The organism is Cryobacterium tepidiphilum, from assembly GCF_003716325.1.
GTDB lineage: Bacteria > Actinomycetota > Actinomycetes > Actinomycetales > Microbacteriaceae > Cryobacterium > Cryobacterium tepidiphilum.
Window position 1 is genome coordinate 146,767 of the sequence record NZ_RDSR01000005.1, and the last position, 9,381, is coordinate 156,147.

The 9,381-nt window shown below is 63.8% G+C and carries 11 protein-coding genes; 5 read left to right on the forward strand and 6 right to left on the reverse strand.

Annotated elements, in window-relative coordinates:
* Positions 1-135 precede the first annotated feature (135 nt).
* From EEJ31_RS04925 to EEJ31_RS04940, 4 genes are all read right to left on the reverse strand, one after another.
* The gene (locus tag EEJ31_RS04925) at positions 136-630 is read right to left on the reverse strand and encodes a bifunctional nuclease family protein (protein ID WP_123045165.1); all 495 of its coding nucleotides are present in this window, start codon (positions 628-630) and stop codon (positions 136-138) included.
* A 642-nt stretch (positions 631-1,272) separates the two neighbouring features.
* On the reverse strand, positions 1,273-2,130 hold the full coding sequence (locus EEJ31_RS04930; protein ID WP_123045166.1) for a uracil-DNA glycosylase: 858 nt from the start codon (positions 2,128-2,130) through the stop codon (positions 1,273-1,275).
* Positions 2,131-2,249: 119 nt separating this feature from the next.
* Complete coding sequence (locus EEJ31_RS04935; protein WP_158603902.1) at positions 2,250-2,735, reverse strand: DUF2510 domain-containing protein; 486 nt, start codon at positions 2,733-2,735, stop codon at positions 2,250-2,252.
* A gap of 100 nt (positions 2,736-2,835) precedes the next feature.
* Positions 2,836-3,258 (reverse strand): (deoxy)nucleoside triphosphate pyrophosphohydrolase, encoded by a 423-nt coding sequence (locus EEJ31_RS04940; protein WP_123045168.1) that lies wholly within the window; start codon positions 3,256-3,258, stop codon positions 2,836-2,838.
* A 192-nt stretch (positions 3,259-3,450) separates the two neighbouring features.
* Between EEJ31_RS04940 and EEJ31_RS04945 the strand changes: the two genes are divergently transcribed.
* Positions 3,451-4,254 carry a nuclease-related domain-containing protein gene (locus tag EEJ31_RS04945; protein WP_158603903.1) on the forward strand — a complete coding sequence of 268 codons (804 nt, stop codon included), beginning with the start codon at positions 3,451-3,453 and terminating at the stop codon, positions 4,252-4,254.
* Between the two features lie 258 nt (positions 4,255-4,512).
* Here EEJ31_RS04945 and EEJ31_RS04950 read toward each other — a convergent pair whose 3' ends face one another.
* Positions 4,513-5,430 (reverse strand): YDG/SRA domain-containing protein, encoded by a 918-nt coding sequence (locus tag EEJ31_RS04950; RefSeq protein ID WP_199727278.1) that lies wholly within the window; start codon positions 5,428-5,430, stop codon positions 4,513-4,515.
* A gap of 245 nt (positions 5,431-5,675) precedes the next feature.
* On the opposite strand from EEJ31_RS04950, the gene EEJ31_RS04955 reads away from it, so the two are divergent.
* On the forward strand, positions 5,676-6,119 hold the full coding sequence (locus tag EEJ31_RS04955; protein WP_148040129.1) for a protein-tyrosine phosphatase family protein: 444 nt from the start codon (positions 5,676-5,678) through the stop codon (positions 6,117-6,119).
* A 177-nt stretch (positions 6,120-6,296) separates the two neighbouring features.
* Here the strand turns inward: EEJ31_RS04955 and EEJ31_RS04960 are convergent, their stop codons facing one another.
* Positions 6,297-6,740, reverse strand: a complete 444-nt coding sequence (locus EEJ31_RS04960) for a DUF1294 domain-containing protein (protein ID WP_123045171.1) — start codon at positions 6,738-6,740, stop codon at positions 6,297-6,299.
* A gap of 93 nt (positions 6,741-6,833) precedes the next feature.
* Between EEJ31_RS04960 and EEJ31_RS04965 the strand changes: the two genes are divergently transcribed.
* From EEJ31_RS04965 to EEJ31_RS04975, 3 genes are all read left to right on the forward strand, one after another.
* Positions 6,834-7,217, forward strand: a complete 384-nt coding sequence (locus EEJ31_RS04965; RefSeq protein ID WP_123045172.1) for a hypothetical protein — start codon at positions 6,834-6,836, stop codon at positions 7,215-7,217.
* Positions 7,218-7,260: 43 nt separating this feature from the next.
* Positions 7,261-7,989, forward strand: a complete 729-nt coding sequence (locus tag EEJ31_RS04970) for a hemerythrin domain-containing protein (protein WP_233563739.1) — start codon at positions 7,261-7,263, stop codon at positions 7,987-7,989.
* Between the two features lie 230 nt (positions 7,990-8,219).
* Positions 8,220-9,381 (forward strand): DUF222 domain-containing protein (locus EEJ31_RS04975; RefSeq protein ID WP_148040130.1); only part of this gene is annotated, 1,162 nt, incomplete at its 3' end.

Below are 9,381 nucleotides of genomic sequence, written 5' to 3' on the forward strand. Positions count from 1 at the left end.
TCCTCCCACATCGCACCGAGCCCGCGCATCCCGGTATGGCGCGAGGTGCAACACCTTGGCTGGGTCAATCATGGCATGCCTGGCACCCGCCGTCGCCGCATTGAGCGCCGGGCAATGATGCGAGTCGAGGCAGGCTCAGCCGCGAAAGTCCTCCGGATCGACGTCTTCGAGAAACTCCTTGAACTCCTCGAGCTTCTCCTCGTCGGGGCGCGGATCAGCGAACTCGGCCGGGATTCCTGCATCGTTCAGCACGTCGTCGGCGACCCAGATCTCCGCCGCCGTGCGCACGGCGAGCGCAATGGCATCGGAGGGCCGAGCGTCTACTGTTCGCCGGCCGTTCGGGGTGAGGAGGGTGATCTCGGCATAGAAGGTGCCCTCGTCGATGCGAGTCACCTCCACGCGCTCGACTTGAGCACCGAGGGTGTCGAGCAATGTTTTCATGAGATCGTGCGACAGCGGGCGCGGCACTTCCTGGCCCTCGATGGCGACGAGGATGGAGGTTGCTTCCTGCGGACCGATCCAGATCGGCAGGACGCGATGGGCATCGGAATGCTCGAGAACGGGATTCAAAAGAACGACGTGCTGCCCGGCGGCGTCCAGTGCTATGCCGAGAACTCGGACCTGAACCATGGTGACTCCCCGTGAACGATCGAGCGTTTCGACCCATGGTAGGTCAGGGAACCAGGTGCTGTCCCCGGACGCCCCAAGCTGGCCTCCGAAGCGACCAACGGCAGTTCGCAGATCGGGATGCCACCAGCACGGGGGTCTGTAATTGCTGAAAAGGGCCCGTTGCAAGTTCTACTGTCGAATTGCTCCGATCCTCCTCTAAAGAGGAACGCTCCGCTCTTCTCATGAACCTGCGGGCGTTAGATCGACAGCATTCGCGCGTCCTCGTGGTAGGCCAAACTCCAACGGTTTCGACGCCCAAACGATCAGACGCCAATGCCCGCTTTTGTCTACCTCATCTCAACAGTCATTACTATCCTGATTCTTTCCGTGCCTGACGGCTATATGCGGCGGCCTGGCAACACTTGGCACGGAGACTTGCAAGCAGCGGGGTTCATGCCGTGCGAAGCCGTGACTAAGAAGGTCAAGTTCGTGGTAGCCGCGGACACCGATCCCTTGTCCGGGAAGCCAGGAAGGCTCATGACTACGGCATTCCGGTCGTCGGCGAGCACGGCTTGGTGCAGTTGATCAAGGGCTAAGTGCGCTCCTCCAAGTCTGTTCAATTGCCTGCCGGACCGCCCAAACGCAGGGAATCGCACTCCATTTCTAGCTGGCGCCCAAGAAATGCTCAACAATCAGTTCGGTCAGCAGGGCGTTGCGCTTTGCTGGTGATAGTTCTTCCACGAAGGTAGCGATCAATCGTCCGCTTTCTTCGCGCGAGAGGACATCGACGACCTTCGCCATCTCTGACAGTTCTCCGGACGCCCACCCCCGGCTCTCGACGCTCGTGACTCGCGCTGGGGGAGACGCACGTATCGGGGTGAGTCCGACGAACCGCATGGCCTCGCGGTATGCCTTCCGAACGGCGTCAAGGGCGGCCGCTTTGTCATGCGTACTGAGAATGTACGCGCGATTGCTCGTATGACGGGTTTCCCACACCCTGATACCACGCTCGTGGACGAAACTTGCGAAATCATTTTTTCGCACAAAGCGCCTCATGCTTCGGTGAGCATCGCCGCCGTGCGCGATCACTGCACTGATTCTGGGGTAGAGCTCAAGCACTCGCTTGAGAGGCTCTAAGCCGGCGTCAATGAGTTCCGTTGTCAGCCCGTTGGGATGACTCTCATGAACGTGCCACGGGTAGGCATTCCAAGGCAGCACGTCCGCGTCGGAGAGACCCACTGAGTTCCAAATGTCTCCCATGCGTTCGGCCGAGCCGTCGTTATTCTCAATCGAAAGGAATCCCGAACCCTTTTCACCGCCCGCTTGCGGCCCTGGATTGGATGAGAGCGCGAGAATCCGTGCTGTCTCCGCGTTGTAGTGCGGCGCGACGTAGGGAACTTTGAAGCGAGTCAGTTCCTTCATCAGCTGATCGCAAAGTTCGTTGATCGCCTTGACCTGAGGCGCATAGATCATCCCGCGCTGCTGAGCTAGGAATGTCGGATCTGCCATTCGACGCGTCATGCTCAGAGCCTAAGGCCGCGTGCCCCAACCTCGGGAGGAGAGCTTACCTCTGCCCCTCTTCAGTCGGGCGGATGACGCGGCTTCGTGCCTTCCCACTACTGGGTGGTATCCACCCTCGGTCAGTGCGTCAAGAACCAGCCGAACAGAACGACTCCGATGCTTCCGACGATCAGGCCGCCAATGGCGGTGCCCTTGCCTGTCACACGGACTCTCAAGCCATCCAATTCATGCGACTTGGCCAGCCCGATGGCCGAGAAGATGATCCCAAGGACGCTGAGCAGAGCCAGAGGATTGATCAGCAAGGCGAGGACCGAGAGAAACAGCCCGGTGTACGCCATCGGGTTGTTCTTGCGCGTTTGCCTGTCCTTCTCTTTACGGTTGGGGCGATGGTCTCTCGGGGCCGTGGCCGCATAGCTGCTTCCGGGAACGTACGGCGCCACCGAAGGGAAGTTGCCGCCGCTAGCCATGGCGGCAGGCTCGGCGATGGTGGGGCCGGCCTGCTTCACCCGCTCTTTTGTTTGCTCGGACCAGGAGACGCCGTTCCACCACCGAAGACTCGTCGTGTCGTCGGGATCGTTGTACCATCCAGCGTCTGGCTGCGTCAAAGTCATTCCTTTAGGCAGACCGAAGGTCTTCCGGACAACGGTACTGGCGCGGCGAGAAACGGCGATAGACGCTACTTCGGGGGTGGGGGAGATCGAGTCGTCAATCCGCGGCGAACTGTTGCACCACTTCGTGTACAGCGGGAATGTCTGGTGCTGCCCAGTCGAGCGAGATCAGGTCTTGGGGAAGGAACCAGCCGAGCTGGTCGTGGTCGGTGCTACGTTCGGGTGCGGCGCCGGCGAGGGTGGCCGCAAAGCAGCTCAATTCGATAAGAGTTTCTCCGATGGTCGTCATTCCACGGTGGATGAGTTCGCCTACATTGACGACGACATCCAGTTCTTCCCTCAGTTCGCGAACGAGAGCATCACGTGGACTCTCGCCGCGCTCGACTTTGCCGCCCGGGAATTCCCACTTCAGGCCCGCAGAGCGGTCGGCTGCTCGCCGGCAACAGAAAATCCTCCCCCCGGAGACGATCACGGCAGCGACAACCTCGATTCGTGCGGTCGCAGGATCGACTTGCCTCATTCTTGCTCGCATTCCTCGGTCTCGCAGTCCCATATGGGCGGCTCCTCCCAACTGACGCTTGGACCTCCATCTTCGCCCACGTTTTGAACGCCACTCGCTGGTTGCGCCCGTAGCGGGGATGCCTTGTGGTGCGTCGTCTCCGCTAGGTTCGATCCCGGGGTTAGGAAATCAATGCCAGTTCACAAAGCGACAATGGGGGACCGCGCACCCGGGCAAGCGGTGATCGAGGAATTGTTGCGGCAGCAGTTAGGAAGGAAGCCGCGCTCGACGCTGGCTCGCTTCTTCGGTGCCTCCCCGCTCGCAGCTGGCAGCGTCAGTTGGTACGAAGGCGCCCGCGGCGAGCTGATCGTCGGGCAGATACTCGCGACCCTGCCCGATGGATGGAAGGCGTTCCATTCCCTTCCGATCGGCACAAAGGGCTCCGACATCGATCACATGGTGGTCGGGCCCGGTGGCGTGTTCTCGATCAACACGAAGCACCACAACAAGAAGGCGGTGTGGGTCGCAGGGTCGACACTGATGGTCTCCGGCCAGAAGCAGGGCCACATCCGCAACGCGGAATTCGAGGCTAAGCGAGTCACAAAGCTGCTGAGACAGCGGATGCCGCAAATCCCTGCTGTGCAGCCCGTGCTGGTTCTAGTCAACCCCAAGTCGCTGACGATCAAGACGAAACCCGAACGCGTGACAGTGATCAGAGCCACTCGACTTCGAAGGTGGCTGACAGAACGCACCTCCGTTTTCTCAGAGACCAAACTCAGAGAAATTACGACGGTCATGGATGACCCGGCCACATGGCCGTCGACCGCGCTCCCAAGCTTTAGCGATTCAAGCGAACGTTTCGCGGAGCTCCACCATGAGGTGCAGCGCGCCCAGTTCCGGCGCCGCGTCTGGTCGTTCACCTGCGGTCTCCTTTTGATCGCAGGCGCGGTCCTCGCGGGGCCGCCCCTGCTCACCGCGCTTCTCGGTGCATACTTCCGAGCGGTGAGGTTCGGATAGGGCGCGTGCAGTCTGAGTGGAACGGACACTTCGGCACCAACTTAGAAGCAGGCATTGTTGGCCGAGCGGCACGCGCGCAAAGCGAAATGGCGTCTAGCCCTCGGTCGGCCTTCGCGCCGTCTGAGCCGCGGCCTATGGAACCGGCGTCGCTGAGTTAGAGCGCATTCGTTAGCACCCATGCAGCTCGGAACGTTGGCTGGTGCTCACGAGTGTGCTGCCTAGGGCGTTGGCATGGTCAACACTGGACTCTAAACGGCGTCACGCCGCTGAAGTCTCCAGTGATTCCTGCACGGCCTGAACCCAAAGCGCCCGATGATACGCAGCGTTCTCCGCGTCGATGCGGTGCCCCCGCCGCCACGTGAGCTCTGCGAACGGCTTTAGGGTCTTGGTGGGTGCCACCGACATGTCGTCGAGGATAACCATGCCTCCAAAGTCAAGTTGAGTGTGGTGATTCGGGCATAGGCAGAGGATGTTCAGAATACTGTCGGAGCCCAAATGGGGGCGTCCGAGGGGGCGCACGTGAGCGCCCTCTGCATAGAGTCGATCGCCAGATGCGGGAACGGCGGTTCCACACACTTGGCACGAATGCCCGTATTGCGCTTTGATCTCGCGGGAGAGCGCGGAGTCGCGTACCCGTCTCGACACGGTTGTTGTGGCGAAGGCTGGATCGCTCTCAGCCGGTCCGCGAGTAACCAGAGGAGGCTGCTCTGCCAGCCGGTCGAGTCTGAATTGGATTATTAGGAAGCCGTCCCTGCCCGGGTGGGTCAGGTAATTGCTGACCGTAAAAAGCCCTGCATATTGGTATCCGGCGAGCGGCGCGTAGGCCGACTTCTTGTGCGCGCCGCGGACGACGCGCACAGGAAAGCCGTTGACCATGCTGGTGATGAGCGCCGCATTTCCAGTTGCCGTTGGGCTCTGATCCGCGATCTGCCGCCGGGTACCACGATCATTTCCGCCGTGGCCGGTATAGAGAATGTAGTCACCATTATCTTGGTCATCGATGTATCCACCGGAAACGACGATGGAGTCGGCTCCTTCTGCTGCTGTGCCTGAGATTCCTGCCTGGAGAGGCCTGTGGACGTAAGCATCGTGAAGCTCTCTACGATCGATGAATTGCTGCCCCACATGCACGTCTGCTGGCGTTCCAAAAAACCGTGTCATTTCAACCCCCAGCACACCATAGATGTGTGGTTCGCGGGTAGGTAGCCCCAATCATGGGCTCACGCAGACGTTATGTGCTCCATGGGTGCACCGCCAACCAGTTGAATGCCAACGCCACAATCCCCGCGATCTGCGTACCCCTTGCCGTAGAGCGAACGCCCATTACTCGTAATCTGGACAGGGTTTTGGGCGCATCCGCTGTGCCTGCGGAGTGGCGGCGGATCATCCACGGCTGGCCAGGACTGCGTGGCAGAGACTTGGTGCGGCTGGCGCTGCAGGCGGTCGCGCCCGACCATGGCACGGGCGGCGAACGCGTGGATTACACGGGCTACGGGGATCTGTCGACGCTGGTGCAGCATCCGCATGACCCGGGCGTGTGGCTGGGAGCCGTGGGCGCCCTCGACACGCTTCCCGATGACGTCGACGCGGTCGTGTCGCTTTGCCGGGTGGGGGCGGCGCAGGTTCCCGCGGTGATCGAGGAGTCGAACCGGGTGGAGGAGTGGCTGATCGACAACGACGACGCTGCGCACAATCCGAACCTCGACGACGTGCTGCTGGACGCAGCGGATGCGATCGCAGCGCTTCGGGCGGAAGGCCGCACGGTGTTGCTGCATTGCGTTCAGGCGCAGAGCCGCACACCGTCGGTGGCGGCGCTGTACGCGGCGCGGCACCTGCGCGTGCCGATCGCCGAGGCAACCGCCTAGGGCACCTCGGGCCGAACACTGGATTGTACGTCAGCCACGGAAGTCCTCAGGATCTACCTTCGAGGTGCGGTTGGCGCTGTGGCGGTTGACCGGGAGCATAGGAGAGGTGTCGATCGGATGGGCTGAAGATGATGGCAGCTTCCCTGATTCCGCATGTCTACGGACGAAGTGAGAGGCTCACGTCGCCAGGTGCGACAGTGCTCGCGTCAGGAGCGCGAACACCGGCGTGCAGAACACGATGAAGGCGACGACGTTCACCACCACCGTTACCCAGAATTCGAAGCGAAAACTGGCCTTCTTGGTCTTGTGGCGCAGGGTCTGCTGCGCGACGATGGCGCCCGGCCATCCGCCGATGGCGCTCAGAAATAGCAGCGTGTTCTCTGACACCCGCCACCGCCCGGCCTGCGCCGCGCGCTTGTCGGCGGCGTACGCGCAGAAGCAGGCGACGCTCGCCACGACGTAGATCGCGGCTACCCAAGGGGGCAGGGGCCAGCGGACGCTGACAGTCGCGTATCCGACGAGGAGGGCGAATATCACGAGGTAGCTCGCGGCTCCGCGTTCTCGACGGGTTCTCGCCCGGAGCGGTTCCCGCGCCCGGGTCTGCGCGGGTCTGGGAGCCATGATGCGAGCGTAGTTGATGCGACAGCGTTAGCGGGCCGGCGTGTTTTCCCTGTCTGTTGCCCGTTTTCGGCCCCGGTCCCTATGATTTCGCTCATGACACCTAGCGTTGCCGCGGTGCTGGTCTGTGCCGTTCTCGGCCTCCTCGCCGTCTTCCAGCTCGGCCTCGTCGCCGGGCTTCCCTTCGGCCGGTTCGCCTGGGGAGGTCAGCACGTCGTGCTGCCGCCGCGGCTCCGCATCGGCAGCGCCGTGTCGGTCGTGCTCTACGCAGCGTTCTCGGGCGTCGCGCTCGAACGCGCGCAGCTCATCGCGCTCGTTCCGAGCGCGACGTTCATCGCCGTGGCGACCTGGGTACTCGCCGGCTACTTCGCGCTCGGCGTGGTCATGAACGGCATCTCCCGCAGCAAGCCCGAGCGGTTCACGATGACGCCGGTGTCACTTGTGCTGGCCGCGCTATTTCTGGTGCTCGCCATCGCGTAGGGCTCTTGCTTGCCGGTGGGCAGACGCAGTACAGTTCCGGCGAATGATCGATGACGATCGGAGCATCATGGCTGCAACTCGGCTGCCCTCCAGCGGCGGCACACCCGACGACGGATCGGCCACTACGAAGACCTGCGACGCGCGCGGCATGGCCGAGATCCACCGGATGTTCCGGGCCGGGTTTCGCGAAGGCCCGACGCTGGTCGACGGCGTCGCCGACAGCGACGCCGCCCATGCTGACGTCGTCGGCGACCACCTTGCGATGCTCTCCACCGCGCTGCACGCGCATCACGAGGGCGAGGACACGATGGTGTGGGACCGCCTCGAAACCCGTGCCCCGTCGTGCGCGACGCACGTCGAACGGATGAAGGCGCAGCACGCGGCGATGCTCGCGCACCTCAAGGAGCTCGACGCGAGCCTGCCGACCTGGCGGGCGAGCGGCCGGGCGGCGGATGCGGCATCCGTTGTCTCAGCGCTTGACGGGATCAACGCGGCGCTCGCCGTGCACCTGCCCGACGAGGAGACGCATATCGTGCCGGTGATGGAGACCACCCTCACGCAACCGGAGGTCGACGGGTTGTCTGAGCACGGTCGCAAGGCGACGCCCAAGGGCAAGACCTTCATGCAGCTGGGCGCGATCCTCGCGGCCCAACCGGATGGCGGCGACGCCTGGCTGCGTGCACACCTGCCGGCGCCGGTGCGTGTCATCTGGCGCGTCATCGGCAAGGGGAAGTACGAGCGGAACCGCGCTGCGCTAATCGGCACGCGCTGAGACGGGGATTGCGGGGCGAGCGGTCCCACGCGTTCCGCCCAGGCATCCGTCGCCCGTCGCTTTGGCTGCACAGGGGAGCCTCCGGGGTGGTATCGGCGACAGCACCTGCACCCTGTGTCGCTTCCTCCACAGGGGCGCTCCGAGCGGAGTTGTCCACAGGGTGTATCCGCTGGTGGGGTGGGGAATCGGTAGAGGGTCGGAATGTCAGTGGTCACCTTTACTGTGAGGGTATGTCAGGTTCAACGGATGCGGTGGTCGCCTTGGTCGGCGCGCTCGCCGATGCGTGGGCGGGTGCGTTGAACTTCGCCCAGCCGGTCGGGGGCGCATCCGATGCGGAGAACGACGCGATCGGGATGAGCGATGCGGGTCTGCTGGAGGCGCTTAGGGCGGGTTTCGCGGTCAAGCGTGAGAATGACGCGCTGCTTACCAGACTGGCCGGGCAGGTCGTGGAGCGGTCGCGCCCGTCGCTCGGGCAGGAGGGTTTGGCCAAGCGCACCGGGAATGCGACGGCGGCGATGCTGTTGGCCGATATCGGCCGCATCACGGTGGCGGAGGCGAGCCGCCTGTGTCGGGTCGGGTCGGCGACGGCGACGCCGGTGACCCTGCTGGGGGAACGGCTGCCGGTCGCGTTCCCGGCGGTGGCCGAGGCGCTCTCTGCGGGCCGGATCCCGGTGGACGCGGCCGAGGCGATCATGTCGAACCTGGAGCAGGCTAGGGCGAACGCTAACCCGGAGGATCTGGCGTTCGCGGAGGAGGCTCTGGTGGAGTTCGCCACCGAGAATCCGGCGGATCTGGTGCGGAAGCTTGCGATCCGCACCCGGGACCGGCTCGACACGGATGGTATCGAGCCAAGGGAGGAGCAGCTCGTCGCCAAGCGGGGCTGGCATCGGATCAACCGGCGCGACGGGATGGTGCGTTACGTGTTCGACGCCGACCCGCTCTCGGCCGGGTTCGTCGACGCCTGGGTCGACGCGCACGTCGGCAACGCGATCCGCGGGGTGCGGATGCGGGAGGCGGAGGCCGTGCCCGACACGACCGACACCGGTCACGACACCGCGGCGCACGACCCTGACCAGTGCGGGGAGAACCATGAGCTGCCTGACCCGCGCACGTTCCCGCAGCTTCGCGCCGACGCGATCGTTGACCTCGTCCGGCACGGACTCTCCTGCACGGACCGCACCGTCCCGGGCCTCGGGCCGGGGGTGACGACGACGATGATCGTGCGGATCGGCCTCGACGAACTCATGACGGGCCTGGGGGAAGCCCAGATCGACGGTATCGAGCAGCCGATCTCCGCCGGAACGGCCAGGCGTCTGGCGGTAGAGGCGGAGATCATCCCGATGGTCCTCGGCGGCGACAGCGAGGTGCTCGACCTCGGGAAGGCGAGGCGCT